Source organism: Halopiger xanaduensis SH-6, from assembly GCF_000217715.1.
Taxonomy (GTDB): domain Archaea; phylum Halobacteriota; class Halobacteria; order Halobacteriales; family Natrialbaceae; genus Halopiger; species Halopiger xanaduensis.
Genome location: NC_015666.1, coordinates 3,650,785 through 3,668,009, shown reverse-complemented (window position 1 = coordinate 3,668,009; position 17,225 = coordinate 3,650,785). Strand labels below are relative to the sequence as shown.

Annotated in this window: 14 protein-coding genes; 4 read left to right on the top strand and 10 right to left on the bottom strand. The window is 65.6% G+C overall.

Annotated elements, in window-relative coordinates:
* Nucleotides 1–188: 188 nt before the first annotated feature.
* Complete coding sequence (locus HALXA_RS17795; RefSeq protein ID WP_013881798.1) at nucleotides 189–1,058, top strand: polymer-forming cytoskeletal protein; 870 nt, start codon at nucleotides 189–191, stop codon at nucleotides 1,056–1,058.
* A gap of 82 nt (nucleotides 1,059–1,140) precedes the next feature.
* Here HALXA_RS17795 and HALXA_RS17790 read toward each other — a convergent pair whose 3' ends face one another.
* Nucleotides 1,141–2,373, bottom strand: coding sequence for a mechanosensitive ion channel family protein (locus HALXA_RS17790; RefSeq protein WP_013881797.1), 1,233 nt, complete (start codon nucleotides 2,371–2,373; stop codon nucleotides 1,141–1,143).
* 141 nt (nucleotides 2,374–2,514) lie between these two features.
* Between HALXA_RS17790 and HALXA_RS17785 the strand changes: the two genes are divergently transcribed.
* Together HALXA_RS17785 and HALXA_RS21780 are read left to right on the top strand one after the other, a co-directional pair.
* Complete coding sequence (locus HALXA_RS17785; RefSeq protein WP_013881796.1) at nucleotides 2,515–3,183, top strand: helix-turn-helix domain-containing protein; 669 nt, start codon at nucleotides 2,515–2,517, stop codon at nucleotides 3,181–3,183.
* Between the two features lie 4 nt (nucleotides 3,184–3,187).
* Nucleotides 3,188–3,415: a HalOD1 output domain-containing protein gene (locus tag HALXA_RS21780; protein WP_013881795.1), complete on the top strand. Its 228-nt coding sequence runs from the start codon at nucleotides 3,188–3,190 to the stop codon at nucleotides 3,413–3,415.
* A gap of 14 nt (nucleotides 3,416–3,429) precedes the next feature.
* On the opposite strand, the gene phoU is transcribed toward HALXA_RS21780, so the two are convergent.
* The 6 genes from phoU to HALXA_RS17750 form a co-directional block, all read right to left on the bottom strand.
* Entirely contained in the window at nucleotides 3,430–4,101 is a 672-nt protein-coding gene (gene phoU / locus HALXA_RS17775) for a phosphate signaling complex protein PhoU (RefSeq protein WP_013881794.1), read from the bottom strand.
* A 179-nt stretch (nucleotides 4,102–4,280) separates the two neighbouring features.
* A complete protein-coding gene (locus HALXA_RS17770) occupies nucleotides 4,281–6,125 on the bottom strand; it encodes a sensor histidine kinase (protein WP_013881793.1) in 1,845 nt (614 codons plus the stop codon).
* A 197-nt stretch (nucleotides 6,126–6,322) separates the two neighbouring features.
* Complete coding sequence (gene pstB, locus HALXA_RS17765) at nucleotides 6,323–7,246, bottom strand: phosphate ABC transporter ATP-binding protein PstB (protein WP_049895362.1); 924 nt, start codon at nucleotides 7,244–7,246, stop codon at nucleotides 6,323–6,325.
* A 2-nt stretch (nucleotides 7,247–7,248) separates the two neighbouring features.
* On the bottom strand, nucleotides 7,249–8,862 hold the full coding sequence (pstA, locus tag HALXA_RS17760) for a phosphate ABC transporter permease PstA (protein WP_013881791.1): 1,614 nt from the start codon (nucleotides 8,860–8,862) through the stop codon (nucleotides 7,249–7,251).
* A gap of 34 nt (nucleotides 8,863–8,896) precedes the next feature.
* Nucleotides 8,897–9,838, bottom strand: coding sequence for a phosphate ABC transporter permease subunit PstC (gene pstC, locus HALXA_RS17755; RefSeq protein ID WP_013881790.1), 942 nt, complete (start codon nucleotides 9,836–9,838; stop codon nucleotides 8,897–8,899).
* Between the two features lie 49 nt (nucleotides 9,839–9,887).
* Nucleotides 9,888–10,877, bottom strand: a complete 990-nt coding sequence (locus HALXA_RS17750; protein WP_013881789.1) for a phosphate ABC transporter substrate-binding protein PstS family protein — start codon at nucleotides 10,875–10,877, stop codon at nucleotides 9,888–9,890.
* Between the two features lie 638 nt (nucleotides 10,878–11,515).
* On the opposite strand from HALXA_RS17750, the gene HALXA_RS17740 reads away from it, so the two are divergent.
* Nucleotides 11,516–12,511 carry a phosphate signaling complex PhoU family protein gene (locus tag HALXA_RS17740; RefSeq protein WP_013881788.1) on the top strand — a complete coding sequence of 332 codons (996 nt, stop codon included), beginning with the start codon at nucleotides 11,516–11,518 and terminating at the stop codon, nucleotides 12,509–12,511.
* 111 nt (nucleotides 12,512–12,622) lie between these two features.
* Here the strand turns inward: HALXA_RS17740 and HALXA_RS17735 are convergent, their stop codons facing one another.
* From HALXA_RS17735 to HALXA_RS17725, 3 genes are all read right to left on the bottom strand, one after another.
* Entirely contained in the window at nucleotides 12,623–12,997 is a 375-nt protein-coding gene (locus HALXA_RS17735) for a 30S ribosomal protein S8e (RefSeq protein ID WP_013881787.1), read from the bottom strand.
* 128 nt (nucleotides 12,998–13,125) lie between these two features.
* The gene (locus HALXA_RS17730; RefSeq protein ID WP_013881786.1) at nucleotides 13,126–14,559 is read right to left on the bottom strand and encodes an outer membrane protein assembly factor BamB family protein; all 1,434 of its coding nucleotides are present in this window, start codon (nucleotides 14,557–14,559) and stop codon (nucleotides 13,126–13,128) included.
* Between the two features lie 282 nt (nucleotides 14,560–14,841).
* Complete coding sequence (locus tag HALXA_RS17725) at nucleotides 14,842–17,097, bottom strand: NADP-dependent malic enzyme (RefSeq protein WP_013881785.1); 2,256 nt, start codon at nucleotides 17,095–17,097, stop codon at nucleotides 14,842–14,844.
* Between the last annotated feature and the right edge of the window lie 128 nt (nucleotides 17,098–17,225).

The following is a 17,225-nucleotide window of genomic DNA, read 5'->3' as shown; positions in this document are numbered from 1 at the left end:
GAGGTGACTTGCTATGTATAATGGATTTATATCTGCTATGATTTGGGTCGTCCAAACTACCCGTAGTGACCATATACACGCTATATACGGTGTCGGCTACACAAGCTGTAAAACACCGAATAGTACCGTCCGTCACGCGTCAGACGACGCGCGAAGTTTATTACTGGGGGGCCATATTGGATGCGAGTGTGGCATTCAGCACGGATCCGCTAGACGAACTCGTCGTCCCCGACGGCACCGAAGCGAAGGAAGTCGCCCTCGAGACCGACGGCGACGTTCTCGTCGGCAGTCGGTCGACGATCGAGTTCGGCGTGCGCGGCCGAAACGTCATCGCCGGCGAGAGCGTCGAGTTCGGCGGCGACATCGAGGCCGAGGGCGACTGCCGACTCGACATGTGGTGCGACGTCGCGGAGAACGTGCTGGTCGGTCAGGACGCCTACATCGGCGAACGGGTCCACATCGCCGGCAAGCTGAAGGTCGCCGGCGACCTCGACATCGGCGATGACGTCGACATCGAAGAGGGGTTCGAGGCCAACGGCTGGATCGTCATCCGGAACCCGATGCCGACGATCGTCTTCCTGTTCGTCTACCTCAAGCACCTCCTGCTCATCGGCGAGGAAGACACCGCCCAGCAGCTCGTCTCGGAACTCGTCGACGACGAGGACGAGGAAGCGGACGAGGAGCCCGACGCCGAACCGCTCGTCATCCCCCGGAACGCGACGGTCGGCGACGACGCCTGGCGGGTCTCGACGCCCGCGACGATCGGCGACGACTGCCGGCTCCACGGCAACGTCCGCGCGGAAACCATCGACGTCGGCGCGGACTGCAACATCTTCGGCAGCCTCCGCGCCCGCGGCGACGTCTCGGTCGGCCGGGGCACGCGGATCCACGGCGATCTCACCACGCGCGACGGCGACGTCGTCATCGACGAAGACGCCCGTATCCTCGGTGACGTCTCCTGTCAGGACCTCACCCTCGAGCCCGGCGCCGAGGTCGACGGCACGATCCGGGCCGACGGCGAGATTACGATGGGAACGACGGAACGCGAGCAGGAGTAGGCCGGTTCGACGCTCGAGTGCGGTTCGATTTTACCCGTGATTCGCAATCGCGCGAGCCACGGCGTTTGGGACGTGATGCGAGTTATTCGCGCTCGGACTCGGAGTATCGCAGTTCATCGCCCGCGCCGCCGGCTGCCGTCGCAGTGCGCTGCTCCGGCCCGGCAGCGTCGGGAATCCGGAACCCGCCCTCCGGCCGCGCGCTGAGTTCCCGCTGCGGGTACGGGATGCCGATGTCCTCGCGATCGAACGCCGTTTTGAGTTCGTGGACCACCGATCGCAGCGTCGTCCACTTCTTGTGCGCGTTCGGCTGGCGGATCCAGAACCGACACTCGAGCGCGATCGCCGAGTCGCCGAACGCGGTCGGCACGATCTGCGGCTTGGGCCCCGGCGCCACGTCGTCGACCCCTTCGATCGCCTCGAGGGCGACGTCCTCGGCCCGCTCGAGGTCGGTCTCGTAGTCGACGCCGACCTCGAGGCGCAGGCGCAGCCGGTTTCGTTTGCTCCGGTTGACGACGGTGCTGCTCGAGACGTGGTCGTTCGGCAGGACGATGATCTCCCCGTCGAAGCTCCGCAGGCGCGTGTTGATGATCGTGATGTCGACGACCGTTCCCTCCTTGTCGCCGATCTCGACCCAGTCGCCGATCTCGAACGGTCGGGCGAACATCAGCACGAAGCCGGCGATCAGCGAGCCGAGCGTCTGGCGGGCGGCCATCCCGACGACGATGCCGAGGAAGCCGGCACCGACCAGCAGGCCGCCGAGGTCGATCGGCCACAGCGAGAGCGCGGCCAATCCGGCCGCCAGGAAGATCGTCACCTGCAGCACGCGGAAGACGACGCCCTCCTGGTGGGCCGTCACGTAGGTCGCGTCCGCGAGCCACTCGTCCAGTCGCTGCTCGAGGTACCGGGTGCCGACGATCGCGCCGGCCAGCAGGCCGACGGTCAACACGAGACGGACGACGTACGGACCCGCGCGCTCGACCGCCGCGAGCGCGTCCGCCGCGAGGTCCGCGTACCCCCAGACGATCAGCAGGAGCAGTCCGGTCGTCCCGAGAACGACGGCCTGCAGCGATCGGATCACCGCCCGCATCGGGAACGGGACGTCGGTCAGTTCGTCGATCGCCTCGAGGACGCTGCCGGCTTCGCTCTCGCGGAGCCGCCGGCCGACGTACTCCACCGTCCGGCGGACGGCGATCGGCGCGACGACGAACCCGATCACGAGGGCGAGCGCGATTATCCCAGTGCTGACCGCGAACCGCCCCTCGGTCGAGGTGATCGCCTCGAGCGACGTCTGAACCGTCTCGACGTGTTCGAACACGGTTGATAGTCGTCCGGACGGACGGCCGGTATATCTGACTGGTGGCCCCGCCGGAGGTGTAGGTGTAGGTGCAGGCGGTTCCGGCCAAACTGTGTTACATAATCACTAACAATGATTACGGTAGAGCGCGTACCGTCACCGGTGGCGCTCATCGTCGAGTTCGAACTGCGGACGCCCGTTCTGCGGGAAGCGGCGCGGGCGGCCCGCGAACTCCGCCTCGGGGAAGTGTACGGAAACGAGTCCGGAGAGCCGAAACTGCTTTTCTGGGCGACCGTCGACGACGGCGACGCGTTCGAGGCGGCGCTCGACGAGGATCCGAGCGTTCGGCGGTACACGGCGCTCGAGACGGCGTCGGACCGGCGCCTGTACAGCGTCGCGTTGACCGACGACGCGGCGTCGCGACTCGCCTCTCCCGTCGCCGCCGAACACGACGTTGCGATCCTCGAGATCGTCGTCACCGACGAAACGGTCGTTCGCGCCCGCGTCCTGTCCCGCGACGCGCTGCAGGCGTACCGCGAGCAGTGCCTCGGGCGGGACGTCGGCTTCAAGCTTCGGCGACTGTATCTCGAGGAGGAGCCCGATACCGATACCGACACCGATCTCGACCTCGACGGCGACCGCTACGGCGTCACCGAACCGCAGCGCGAGGCGCTCCGCACCGCCCACTCGGCGGGCTATTTCACCGTGCCGCGGGAGACGACGCTCTCGGAACTCGCGGCGGAGTTCGACATCTCCGACCAGGCCCTCTCCGCGCGGCTCCGTCGCGGGCAGGCGAACCTGCTCGAGAACACGCTGGCCGACGATACGTAACGGATTGAGGAGCCAAGCGCTCGCGGACGAGTACGGACCGCTGTACGACGCCGTCGATCCGACGGCGCTGGACGCGCTGTTCGCCTCGTCCGAGGCTACCGACCGCACCGAAGTAGCCGACTGCGTCGAGACGACCGGCGCCGTGACGGTCACCGACGCGGACCGGCGCATCACCGTCGAGACGCCCGATCGAATCGAACTGGTGCCCCTCGAGTCGTCTTCCGACCGCTAACAGCGGCCGCAGCCTCAGTAGATCAGTTCGTCGTCGTTCTCGACCATGTACAGCGTCCGCGCGGCGATGTTGACCGCGTGGTCGCCGACCCGCTCTAAGTCCCGAATCGTCAGCAGAAGCCGCGAGACGTCCTGCAGCAGCCGCTCGACTTCGTCGGGCTCTTCGAGTTCGCGCTCGATGAGGTCGCGGACGACGATCCCGCTCGCCCGCTCGGCGAACTGATCGAGGTCGTCGTCGCGGGCCGCGATTTCCCGGCAGGCGTCCGTGTTTTCGGTGTCGTAGGCCAGCATCGCCTCCTCGATCATGTCGAGGGTCATCTCGCCCATCTCTTGCACGTCGACGTCGGGGAAGAGGTTCTCCTCCGCGTCGAGGGTGTACTCCCCGAGGTTGACCGCGAGGTCGGCGATTCGCTCCAGATCGGTCGTGATCTTGAACGACGCCGCGATAAAGCGCAGGTCGCTCGCGACGGGTTGCTGGAGCGCCAGCAGGTCGATACAGTCCTGCTCTAACTCGAGGTACATCCGGTTGATCTCGCCGTCGCCCTCGATGACCTCCCGGGCGAGGTCTTCGTCTTTCTGCTCGAGCGCGTCGAGTCCCATGCGGAGCCGTTCCATGACGACTTCGCCCATGTAGAGGATGTCCTCGCGGAGTTCCGCGAGTTGCTCCTGATAAGATTTCCGAGCCATAGTCCAGCCACCTTTCCGGGCAAAGATATAGCTTGTGCCACCCACCGCGCCGCGACGGCCGCGACCGTCGGGGCACTGGGCTCGGGTCGGCTCGGGTTCGACGGGACCGTCGACGCCGATTGAGGCGACCGCACTACGTCGCGTCGACGCAGTTCTGGAACCGGGTCGGGCGTCTCGAGTCAGACGCCGGCCGGAACCGATCCGCCCGCGGGATCGGACTCGTTCTCGGAAGCGAGCGGGAGTTCGAGGACGACGGTCGCCCCCTGCAGACCGCCGCCGCTGTTCGCGTCACGGTCGTCGGCTTCGCCGTCGACGGTGGTCGCGTTCCGGTCGGTGTCGGGTTCGCGTCCGCCGGCGTTCGCGGCGCCCCCGTGCGGAATGACGAGCCGCCCGTCGTATCGGCTGCAGATCCAGTCGACCAGCCACAGCCCGATGCCGCCGGTGTGGTTGACCTGCGATATCGCGCGCTCGCCGGTGATGACGGACACCTCGTCGGCCGGGATTCCCGGACCGTCGTCGGCGACGATGACCAGGATCCGGTCAGTTTCGACGTCGAGGTCGACGGTTACCGCGACGGTCGGCGACGCGCCGGCGTGATCGACGACGTTCGCGAGCAGTTCGTCGATCGCGATCGCGATCTCGTCCCCGCAGGCTGCGACCGCCCGGTCCGGCCCGCTGACGGTGACGTTCTCGAGCGACCGGCAGTGGCCGGTCTCGCCGGCCCCGGTACTGGCGGTGAATCCAGCCGCGCGCTCGCGGACGAGCGTTGCAACGTCCGTTCGCGGCGTTCCGTCCCCTCCCTCGGCTGCGACCGGATCGAGCAACTCCTCGGTCAACCGTGCCCGATTTCCGAGTTCGAGCAGGTCCTTGGCCGTTCGCCGGATCTCCGTCGCCGCCTCCCGGTCGTCGCCCTCGAGCGACGCCTCGAGATCGCTCGCACGGCCGATGATGACGTTGAGCGTGTTGCGCAGATTGTGCCGCAGGATACGGTTGAGCACGAGCAGCATCTGCTCGCGGCGGCCGAGCGTTCCGCCGAGTCGCGCCAGCGCGTCGTCGATCCGGCGCCACTCGGCGGCGCCGCCGATGGACGGACCGGCCTCGTATTCGCGTCGCTCGAGCGCGCGGACTCGCTCGAGGAGGCGACCGATCCGGCGCACTTGCGATCGGTAGACCCAGATTCCGAACGCGATCACCGATCCTAGAAGCGTCACGCCGGAGACGACCTGCAGCGCCAGGAGATCCGCGAGCGGCGTCGTGATCGCCGCTCGGTCGCGCCGGACGGTGACCGTCCAGTCGACGGTCTCGAGGGCGGCCTCGGCGGTGATGGGGTCGCTCTCGCCGACGCCTCCGATTTCGATTCCGTTTCCGTTCTCATCGCCGCTTTCGTCTTCGGTTCCGGCCCCATCCGTCCCCGCAACCGTCGAGAACACGACCTCGTCGTCCGCCTCGACCGTCGTCGCGGCCCGCTCGTCGCGCAGCGGTTCGAACAGATCGGTCCCGTGGAGGTGATAGGTTCCGGTGAGCGCGCCGACGACCTCGCCGTCCGCACGGATCGGCGCGGCGATCGCCACGACCCGGTTTCCGGTTTCGGCGACGAACGGTTCGCTGACGTACTGCTCGCCCTCGAGCGTCCGCTGCACGTACTCCCTGTCGCTGATATTCATTTCCATGACGTCCATCGACTCGCCGTGACCGGTGACGAGCCACTGTACGCGGCCCGTCTCGTCGACCACCGATGCCCCCTCGAATGCCGACCGATCGACGAACGCCTCGAGCGCCCGTCGCTGTCGCGGCGTGCCGTGTGCCGCGAGGGTCGGATCCGCCGCGCCGACGGCGACCGTTTGACGGTGGGCCTGAATCCGGCCGTCCAGTATCGTCGCCGACTGGGCGGCGCGGTCGGCGACCGTCGCTTCCGTTCCCTCCGCGACGTCCGTTCGATGGGCGGTAAACGTCACCGCGAGTACGGCCCCCGATACGAGAAGGACGAGGAGAAACGCGACAGCGTACCGGTGAGCCAGACTCATGCGTGCGTACTCTCCCCGTAGTTATCAGGTCCTCATTATATTTGTGGCTATTCTGACACCAGTTTGCCAGAAATAATGCTGGCGGCTAAACCGACCGACGCGACTCGAGACGTCACGGACAGTCGCCGATGCTCAATGCGTGCGTGCTATCGGGAAAATGATGACACTACTCGAGCGAGAAACGCGGATGACGCTCGCTATCCGAATTTGCCGGTGATGTAGTCTTCGACGCGGTCGTGTTCGGGGTTTTCGAAGATTTTGCTCGTGTCGTCGTACTCGACGAGCTCGCCGCCGGTCAGGAAGACGGCGGTCTTGTCCGAGATGCGGGCGGCCTGTTGCATGTTGTGCGTGACGATGATGACCGTGTACTCCTCGGCGAGATCCTCGATCAGGTCTTCGATCTTCGAGGTGGCGACCGGGTCCAGCGCCGAGGCCGGTTCGTCCATCAGGATCACTTCCGGATCCGGCGCGATCGCGCGGGCGATACAGAGGCGCTGTTGTTGTCCGCCGGAGAGATCGAGTCCGCTCGAGTCGAGTTGTCCCTTCACTTCGTCCCAGAGCGCGGCGCGTCGGAGCGCCTTCTCGACGATCTCGTCGTAATCGCCGTCGATCCCCTGCACCTCGAGCCCGTAGGTGACGTTGTCGTAGATGCTCTTGGGGAACGGGTTCGGGTGCTGGAACACCATGCCGATCTTGCGCCGCAGGGCGACGGGATCGACGTCGTCGTCGTAGACGTTTTTCCCTTCGAATCGGAGTTCGCCCTCGATCCGCGCGGCGTCGACGAGGTCGTTCATGCGGTTGATACAGCGGAGGAAGGTCGATTTCCCGCAGCCGGACGGACCGATGATCGCCGTGACCTGTTCGGCCGGGATCTCGATGTCGATCGAGCGAAGCGCCTGTTCGTCGCCGTAGAACACGTCGAGATCCTTCGACTCGATCACGGTTCGATTCTCGCCACCGGACGAAGCCGCACTCCCGTCGACGTCGATCGACGAATCTACGAGGGGTTCAGTCGTCGGGTCGGAGGCCCCGACATCGCTACTCGCGAGTCGTTCGTTCTCTCCCTCTGTCGGTTGGCTGTCAGTGCGGCTATCCGGATCACTCATTTGATCTCGTGTCATGGTCAGTCTCGGCGTTGATACTTGTTACGGATGATGATGGCAGCACCGTTCATCAGCAGGAGGACGACCAGCAGCGTCATGACGCCGGCCGCGAGGACGCCGTGCTGGAACGCGGGGTCGATCTCGCTCGACCAGGTGTAGATCTGGCGCGGCATGGCGCTGAACTTGCTCGTAAACGAGTCCGGCGCGATCCGAACGACCGCCGGTGCGCCGATGATCAGCAGCGGCGCCGTTTCGCCGATCGCCCGTCCCATCGCGAGGATGTTGCCGGTCATGATGCCGGGCAACGCTTCCGGGAGGACGACGTTCCGGACCGTCTGCCATCTGGTCGCGCCCATCCCGTAGGACGCCTGTCGCATCGAGTCGGGAACGGCGCTGATCGCCTCCTGCGAGGAGATGATGACGATCGGGAGGATCAGGAGGCCGACGGTGAATCCGCCGACTAAGGCGGTCCCGGACCCGAACCCGCCCTGTCGAATGAACAGCGCGAGCCCGAGGATGCCGTAGACGACCGACGGAACGCCGGCGAGGTTCCCGATGTTGACCTCGATCAGGTCGACGAGGCGACCCCACCGGCCGTTCTCGGGGGCGTACTCCTCGAGGTAGACGGCGGCGCCGACGCCGACCGGAAACGCGGAGACGACGATGACGAGCAGCATCATCACCGAGCCGACCAGCGGCGGGTAGAAACCGGCGTCTTCGGGCGTTCGCGACGGGGAACTCGTGAGGAAGCTCCAGTCGAGCCACGGGTCGGGACCGGCGAAGCCGAGCGCGTCCGTGAGGAGGACGCCGGCGACGATCCCGCCGGTGACGATGACCGGGAACGCGAGTCCGGTCGTGCCGGCGCCGCGGCGGACGACGCTTTCGACGTAGAGACCGACGGGGACGGCGGCGACGGCGACCAGCAGCATCCAGACGACCGGCGTGAGACCGACGAGCGGCGCGATCCCCAGTCCGGCTCCCGCAGCGATCAGCGTCAGGGCCGCGGCGATCGCCCCGTCGCGGTCGCTCTCGCGCTGTCGTCGCACGAACCAGCCGGCGACGAGCGAGACCGGCGCGACGAACGAGGCGAGCAGCGCGATCCCCTCGGTCGGCAGGACGGGCAGCGAGAGGATAATATCGGGGACCAGAGCGAGCGCGGCGGCCGGAACCGCGATCAGCACGACGAGTCGCTCGAGGCTCGCTTCGGTTCGAACGCGGCTGTGTGCGTACACGACCGCGCCGGCAAGGGCGAGCGCGACGAGGATCGAGAGCCACCGGTAGACGCTGACGATGTGTTCGAACGTGATGAACACGCCGCCGGCGACGAGCAGCGAGACGACGGGGAGTCCGAGCGCGATGGCCGCGGTCTCGCCGGCTCTCGTATCGCGGGTATAGTAGTAGCCCGTCGCGCCGAGGATCGGCAGCAGGACCGTCGCGGCGAAGATGAGCAGCCAGCCGATATCTGCCGAGAGCGGCCTGAAAGCGTCGTTCGCGACGTACAGGAGGAGAACGAAGACGGAAATCAGGGCCAGCAGGGTGGCACCCAGACAGAGGGACTTGAACGCCTGGCCGCGAAGGCGGCTGACCGCTTCGTCCGTTCCGTACCACTCGTGGGTGCGCTGGTCGGTCGCCATTATCGGTACACCTCCGTCGGTTCGTCGGTGACGATCATTGGTATTCCTCCTGGTATCGTGCCGCGACGTAGTCGCTCGCGAGGTTCATCGAGAACGTGATCACGAACAGCGTTAGCCCGAGCGCGAACATGCTGAGGTAGGTCGCCGAGCCGCCGGTCGCGTCGCTCGTGACGGCGTTTACCATCCCCGCCGTCATCGGCTGTCCCGAACTGAACAGGTTGTTCAGCGGGTTCGAGAAGTCGAACATCCGCGGCCGCAGGCCGGCGGCCATGACGACGATCATGGTTTCGCCGATCGCCCGCGAGAGCGCGAGGATGAACGACGAGAAGATCCCCGAGATGGCCGCCGGAATCACGATACCGGTCGACACCTCGTACTTCGTCGCACCCATCCCGTAGCCGGCCTGTCTGAGCGAGTCCGGAACGGAACTCATCGCGTCCTCGGAGAGGGAGGACACCATCGGGATGATCATGATACCGACCATGATGGAAGCGCTCAGCAGGTTGAACGTACTGACCGGGATCCCGATCGCCTGCAGCGCGGGGGTCAGGTAAACCAGCGCGAGATAGCCGTAGACGACCGTCGGAATGCCCGCCAAGACCTCGAGCGCCGGCTTGAGCACCGACCGCATCCGCCCGCTCGCGTACTCGCTGAGGTAGACGGCTGCGGCGACGCCGATCGGAACGGCGACCATCGCCGAGACGACGGTGATGACCATCGTCGCGCTCACGAGCGGCCAGACGCCGAAGTTCCCCCCGTCGCCGCGGACGAACCACTCGGTCTCCAAGAAGAACTCCGTCGCGGGGACCATCTCGAAGAACTTGAGCGCGTCCCGCGTGAGCGTGACGATAATGCTGACGGTCACGAACACGGTCAGCGCGGCGCAGGCGAACAGCAGCCACTTGTAGATGCGTTCTTTGACGACTTGACCCGACGACGGCCGCGTCAGATCGACGTCTGTCGTTCGCTCACTCATCGTTGGCTGGTTGTTGAACTGCCATCGTGAATCGTTCGGTTTGGCCGCCTCAGTTCACCGCGTTCTCGAGCTTGTCGAGATTCTCCTGAACCTGTTCGTCGTTCGCCGGGACGTAGCCGACGTCGGTGACGGTGTCGGTCCCCGACTCCTCGATGTAGAACTCGACGAAGTTGTAGACCGACTCCCGCTCAAGCGACTGCTCGCTGACGTAGATGTACAGCGGTCGCGCCATCGGGTACGAGCCCTCGCTGGCCGCCTCCAAGCTCGGCGGGGTGCACTCGCCGTCCTCGCTTTCCTTGATCTCGAGGGCTTTGAGCTGATCCTCGTTCTCCCGGTAGTACGCGTAGCCGAAGTAGCCGATCGCGTTTTCGCTCGAGGAGATCCCCTGGACGAGTTCGTTGTCGTTTTCGGTCTTTTCGTACTGGGTGACGTGGCTCCCGCTGTCGCCGATCACGTTGTTTCTGAACCAGTCGAAGGTGCCGGACGTCGAGGGCGGCCCGTAGCGTTCGATCTCCTCGTCGGGCCACTCGGAGTTGACGTCGGACCACGTTTCGGCGCCGTCTTCGGACCAGATCTGCGCGAGTTCGTCGTAGGTGACGCAGTCGATCGGCGAATCGTTGTGGACGGCCATCGTGACCGCGTCGGCGCCGATCTGGAACTCGATCGGTTCGACGCCGTTTTCGTTACAGGAGCTCACTTCTTCCTCCTGGATCGGCCGCGATGCGCCGTTGATGTCGGAGTTGCCGGGACAGAAGTTATTGCTGAAACCGCCGCCGGTCCCGGTCGAGTCGGTGGTGACGTTTACGTCGTTTTCATCCATGAACGCCTCGGCCATCGTGTCCGAGACGGGGAACACCGTACTGCTGCCCGTAACGACGACCCGTTCGTTTCCGCTATCGCCGTTTCCACTCGAATTATTTCCACCGGCGTTGTTTTCGGTACAACCGGCGAGCGAGAGCGCCCCCACTGCGCCCGTCGCCGCGAGAACCTTCCGTCGAGAAACCGATCGAACCGAACGTTCCGTCTGGGTATCAGCCATCAGGTCAACCTTTGACCGTATAAAGAAATACAATGCTATGTTAGCTATATAGATCTACCCACACCGATGTAGACACATTCAGATCGTTCTATCCGGGACTATGGGCGCTCTATCGGCCGTTCTACGGCTGTTGCTGTATCCGTTAATTTTAGATAAACTACATATCCGTACGTATGTCAGTATATACGAGTTCGACTATAGATTCAGAGAAACTATATGGGGAATCGAATCGCCGAGCTATCTCCGGTAATAGATACGTGCAAGGAACGTACCCGCTACAGAAACGCAACGTGAGCCGATCGGAACGGACGGCGCGTTCGAACGACGGTCGAACGCTCGTCACCCAGTCCGGCTTACCGCTCCGAAACGGACCGACGCCGTCGAACGACCGGCCGCGTCTCAACGAGTGCAGTTTCGATCGACCCGTCGACTCGTGTCCGGTCAGCGCGACGGGGCTGAATCGACGACCGAGTCGGCCGCTCGACTACGTATCCGACCGTTTGTCTACTGGCTCGAGAACGATTCGGCGTTCGATTCTCTCGGGCGCCACTGTCCGGCAGAGACCAGTCCAGAACTGCCGCACTGACTCGACTATAGAGGAGAAGAGACTTATAGAGATACGGCCGCAACCGATCAGTATGGAGACGCGCAAGGTACAGGTCACGGGCGGGTCGACCTACACCGTCTCGCTGCCGAAGGATTGGGCGACCGACAACGGCGTCAGTTCCGGGTCGACCGTCGAGTTCTACCCCGAGGACGATTCGCTCCTGTTGACGCCCCGGAGCGAGAGCGAACGCCAGGAGGGGACCCTCGACGTCTCCGACCTCGAGGGCGAGCGACTCACTCGAGCCGTGATGACGATGTACGTCAGCGGCTTCGACATCATCCGCCTCGAGGCGGGCCGGATCACGACCGATCAGCGCCGGGCGATTCGGGACGCCACGCAGAGCCTGGTCGGCGTCGAAGTGCTCGAGGAGACCAACGACAGCGTCGTCATCCAGGATCTGCTGGACTCCTCGGAGCTGTCGATCGTCAACGCCGTCTCCCGGATGCGCCTGATCGCAACCTCGATGCTCGCCGACGCGGTCACCGCCTTAGTCGAGAACGACGACGACATCGCCCTGGACGTCATCGAGCGCGACGACGACGTCGACCGGTTGTGGCTCGTCGTCTCGCGGATTTTCCGGGCGACGCTGCGGTCGCCGCGGGCCGCCGAGGAACTCGGGGTCCCCCGCGAGGACTGCTTCGATTTCCACTCCAGCGCTCGGCAACTCGAGCGCGTCGCCGACCACGCCGCCAAGATCAGCAACCTCGCGCTGAAACTCGACGAGATTCCCGAAGACGTCGCCGAGGCGCTGACGGACCTCCACGCCGACGCGTCGGACGTCCTCGAGAAGTCGATGGACGCGCTGTTCGCCGACGACAGCGGTGAGGCGAACGAACTGGGTCACGCAGCCCGGCAGGCGGTCCTCGAGATCGACGAACACACGCGCCGGATCGACGACATGCTTCGGGACCTCGCGCCCGTGCAGGCCCAGTCGCTCGGGCTGATCGTCGACTCGCTGTCCCGCAGCGCCGACTACGGCGGCAACATCGCCGAGACGGCGCTCCAGAAGGCGGCGCCGCGGCCCTGATTCAATTCCTCGTTTGAAGCTCGATTCGCCTCGAGAACCGCGGCGCGTCCGCTATCGAAGACGAGAACTGATCCGTCGCGAAGCGAGCGGATCGCAGAAGTGGGTTGGTCGTTACTCCTCGAGGAGCACGGCGTTGACCTGACCGGTCTGACCGGGACGGGAGGTCACGCGGGCACGGCCCTCGGAGGTTTCGATGACGGCGCCCTTCGTGATGATGTTCCGGCGGACGTAGTTGGGGTTGGCCTCGTTCTCGACGACGTCCTCGATCTCGGCCGACACGGTTTCGCCGCTCTTGTTGACGCTGGCGATGTCGGTCGCGAGCGCGCGGGTCTTCGTGCCGTTGCCGCGGACGTCGATGGTTCGGAAGCGCGGTTCGCCGACCTGCGTTTCGGTCGGCAGGCGCCCGAGTTCGTCCTTGCGGCGCTTGCGAACGTTCTTCAGTCGACCGCCGGTGCGCTTGCGCGTAGAGCGTCCCTGGTCTTGCATACGCGGGAAAAGTCTCGGCGAATACTTGAATGCACGCTTTCCGCTCGAGCGACTGACGCACACCGACAACCAACCGCTGACTCGCTCGAGCCAGAATTAGAATTCGCCGATGACGTCCTCGAGACGGCTCACTCGTCGGCGACTAAGCAGTAGGCGTGGCCGGGCGCCTCGAGCACGGTCGCTTCGTCATCGTCGTAGTAGTTCGAGAAAACGCCGCGTTCGGCGTAGTAGATCCGACCGTCGCGGGGGATTGCGCCGCTCGTGACGTGGCCCCTATTTTCGACGCGCCACCGTCGCTCGCCGGTCTCGCGGTCGAGCGCGTAGAGGTGCGCGTCGTAGGAGCCGACGAGGATCGTCTCGGCGGTGGCCGTGATCGAGCCGATGACCCGACCGCCGACGTCCGCCGACCACAGCTCCTCCCCGGTATCGGTATCGAGCGCGTACACGTAGTGGTCGTCGCTGCCGACGTAGGCGATTCCCTGCTCGGGATCGATCGCCGGGTTCGACATGATCACGCGACCGGTCTCGAACGACCACTCCTCGCTGCCGTCTTCGAGGTCGAGCCGGTAGAAGCGGCCGTCCCACGAGCCCGCGAACGCCGCGCCGTCGTAGACCGGAATGGTCCCCTTGATCTGGGCGCCGAGGTGGAACCGGCCGTCGGCCATCGGATCCCCGTCCGGGCCGTCCTCGCCGCCGGCCTGAAACGTCCAGGCGCGCTCGAGCGAGGGGAACTCCCAGCCGTAGACGACGCCGTCGTTCGACCCCGACACGAGGCGGCCGGCGTCGCAGTCGATCGCCGGCGACGGATGGGGCATCCCCCAGATATCGTCGTCGTGCCAGGTCGGCCGGCCGGTCTCGGCGTCGACCTCCCAGAGCGCCCCGCTGGCGGGGTTGCTGTACTCCGCCATGATGTACAGCGTCCCGTCGATGTAGGCGGGACTCGAGCCGATGGCGATCGCTCCGTCGAAGTCGCGGGGATTGGTCTGCCAGATCAGCTCCCCTGCGTCGATGTCGACGGCGTAGAGCGCGCCGTCGTAGCCGCCGATGTAGGCGGTGTCGTCGACGATCGCCGGCGTGCCGTGGAAGCCGAGGCTCGTCCCTGCGTCCGTCTCGAGCAGCCAGCGGCGCTCGCCGTCGGGCGTCACGGCGTGGATCCGACCCGTATCGCTTGCGATCAGGATCGTCTCGCCGTTGGGGGTCGGCCGCGGCGTGGACTTGGCCGCGGTGTGGCCGATCCGGTTGACCGGGAACTCCCAGTTGACGCTGACCGTGTCCGGGACCGTCTCCTCGGGGTAGTAGCCGTACCGGCGCAGCCCGCGCCGGAACATCGAGATTTCGTCGTCGACGGGGCGGGGAACGATCGGATCGCCGTCGTCGGCCATCGCGCCCGCGCAGTCGGGGACCGAGCGGCCGTAAGCCGCGCTACACCCGGCGAAACTGGCGATACTGCCGGCGCCGACGGTCGCGAGCAGTTGGCGTCGCGTCGGTCGGCCCACGGTCGCGCCGCGATCACTGGCGTCCTCGTCGGTTTCGGCCCCGATTCCGTCGCCGTCTCCGTCCATCGTGTCGAGGCGACGAACCGTTCCCCTATAGTGGTTCGGATCCGCGGTGTTCGCCGACCTCGTGGACTGCTGTGCCCGCGAAACCGGTCGCCTCAGTCGCGCCGCTATCCGGACGTGAAAATCGAAAACCGTACTTCGAGTCGTTCGCTTCGAACCGCGCTACTCACGGGTGCACAGCACCCGTTCGTTCGAGGGATCTCCGATCCCTCGCTACTCACGGCTCACTTCGTTCGCCGTTCATCTCTTCGCGGTTCTCGGTCATTTCATTCGCTCCGGACCGCGCTACTCCTGCTGGGCGTCGACGACCGCCACGCCGGCCAGGTTCACGATGTCCTTGACCTCGTCGCCCCGCTGGAGGACGTGGACCGGCTTGTCCATCCCGACCAGCATCGGGCCGATGGCGTCGGCCCCGCCCAGCCGCTGGAGCAGCTTGTAGCCGATGTTGCCCGACTCGAGGTTCGGGAAGACCAGCACGTTCGCGGGCTCCTCGAGCTCCGAGAAGCCGTAGGTGCCCTCGAGGATGTCCTCGACGACGGCGGTGTCGGCCTGCATCTCGCCGTCGACGGGGAAGTCGGCGTCGGGGTCCTTTTGAAGCATCTTGGCGGCGCGGCGGGGCTTGCGGGTTCCCTCGTTGTCGACGCTGCCGAAGTTCGAGTACGACAGCAGGGCCGCGCGCGGTTCGATGTTGAACCGGCGGGCGAGTTTACCGGTCTGCTTGGTGACCTCGGCGAGGACCTCCTCGTCGGGGTCCTGGTTAACCGTCGCGTCGGCCACGAAGATCACGCGGTTCTTGAACGTCAGCATGTAGACGCCGGCCGCGTAGTCGACGTCCTCGGCGGTGCCGATGACCTGTAGCGGCGGCCGCAGGGCGGAGGGGTAGTGGTGAGAAAGCCCCGTCAGGAGCGCGTCGGCGTCACCCTGTTCGACCATCACGCTGCCGAAGTAGTTCGAGTCGCTCTCGATGAGTTCGCCGGCCTCGGTGCGGGTGATCCCCTTGCGCTGCCGGAGCTCGTGGAGCCGATCTGCGTACTCCTCGTAATCGCCGACCGAGGGATCCGCGACCTGCGGCTCGAAGTCCAGCCCCAGGTTCGCGGCCGTCGAGCGGATCTCGCTCTCGTCGCCGATGAGAATCGGCGCTGCGATCCCCTGTTCCTGAATCTGGTAGGCCGCGCGGATCATCTTCTCGTTCTCGCCCTCGGCCAGCGCGACCGTCTTGGGGTCGCTCTTGGCCTTGTTGAGGACGACGCGCATCATCTCGCGCGATTTGCCCAGGCGGGCCTCGAGTTCCTCCTCGTAGGCCTCGAGGTCGAGTTCGGTGCGGGCGGCGCCGGATTCCATCGCGGCTTCGGCGATCGAGGGCGCGACGCGGAACAGCACCCGCGGGTCGACGGGCTTCGGAATGATGTAGTCGGGGCCGTACTGCAGCGGTTCGTCGCCGTAGGCCTTGACGACGGCGTCGGGGACGTCCTCGCGGGCGAGTTCGGCCAGCGCCTCGGCGCAGGCGACCTTCATTTCCTCGTTGATCTCGGTGGCACGGACGTCCAGTGCCCCGCGGAAGATGAAGGGGAACCCGAGGACGTTGTTGACCTGATTCGGGTAGTCCGAGCGCCCGGTGGCCATGATGACGGTGTCGTCGCGGGCGTCCTTGGCCTCCTCGTAGCCGATCTCCGGGTCCGGGTTGGCCATCGCGAAGATGATCGGGTTGTCGGCCATGGAACGGACCATGTCCTGCGAGACGATGCCGCCGACCGAGAGGCCGACGAATACGTCGGCGCCCTCCATCGCGTCCGAGAGGTCGCCTTCGGGGAGATCGCGAGCGAACTGCTGCTTGTACTCGTTGAGGTCGCCGCGCTCGGCGCGTTCAGTCGTGATGATCCCCGAGGAGTCACACATCGTGATGTTCTCCTTCTGGACGCCCAGCGAGACGTAGAAGCGGGCCGACGCGATCGCGCTCGCGCCGGCGCCGGAGAAGACGACCTCGAGGTCCTCGAGGTCCTTGTCGGCGATATCGGCGGCGTTGATGAGCGCGGCGCCGGAGATGATCGCGGTGCCGTGCTGGTCGTCGTGGAAGATCGGGATGTCCGTCTCCTCGCGCAGCCGCTCCTCGATCGTGAAGCACTCGGGGGCCTTGATGTCCTCGAGGTTGATCCCGCCGAAGGTCGGCTCCATCATCTTGACGGCCTCGACGAGCTTGTGGGGGTCCTCCTCGTCGAGTTCCACGTCGAAGACGTCGATGTCGGCGAAGCGTTTGAACAGCACCCCCTTCCCCTCCATGACGGGTTTGGAGGCCTGCGCGCCGATGTCGCCCAGGCCGAGCACGGCCGAGCCGTTCGAGACGACGCCGACGAGGTTGCCCTTCGCCGTGTACGTGTAGGCGTCGCTCTCGTTCTCGTCGATCTCGAGGCAAGGGGCAGCGACGCCGGGCGAGTATGCGAGTGAGAGGTCCCGCTGCGTGTTCGTCGGCTTGGTCGTCGAAATCTCTATTTTACCGGGCGGATCTGTGCGGTGGTACTCGAGTGAGTCCTCGTCTAGTCCCATATCATCGACAGCGACGGCCACCATTAAAAATAATGTGGAGGTGGGGTTCGACAGATGTCGATGTCTTCGGACGACCGGGCTGATCCACGGAGTCGACCGTTTTATACGCGCCGCGCCAGTGACGTGGG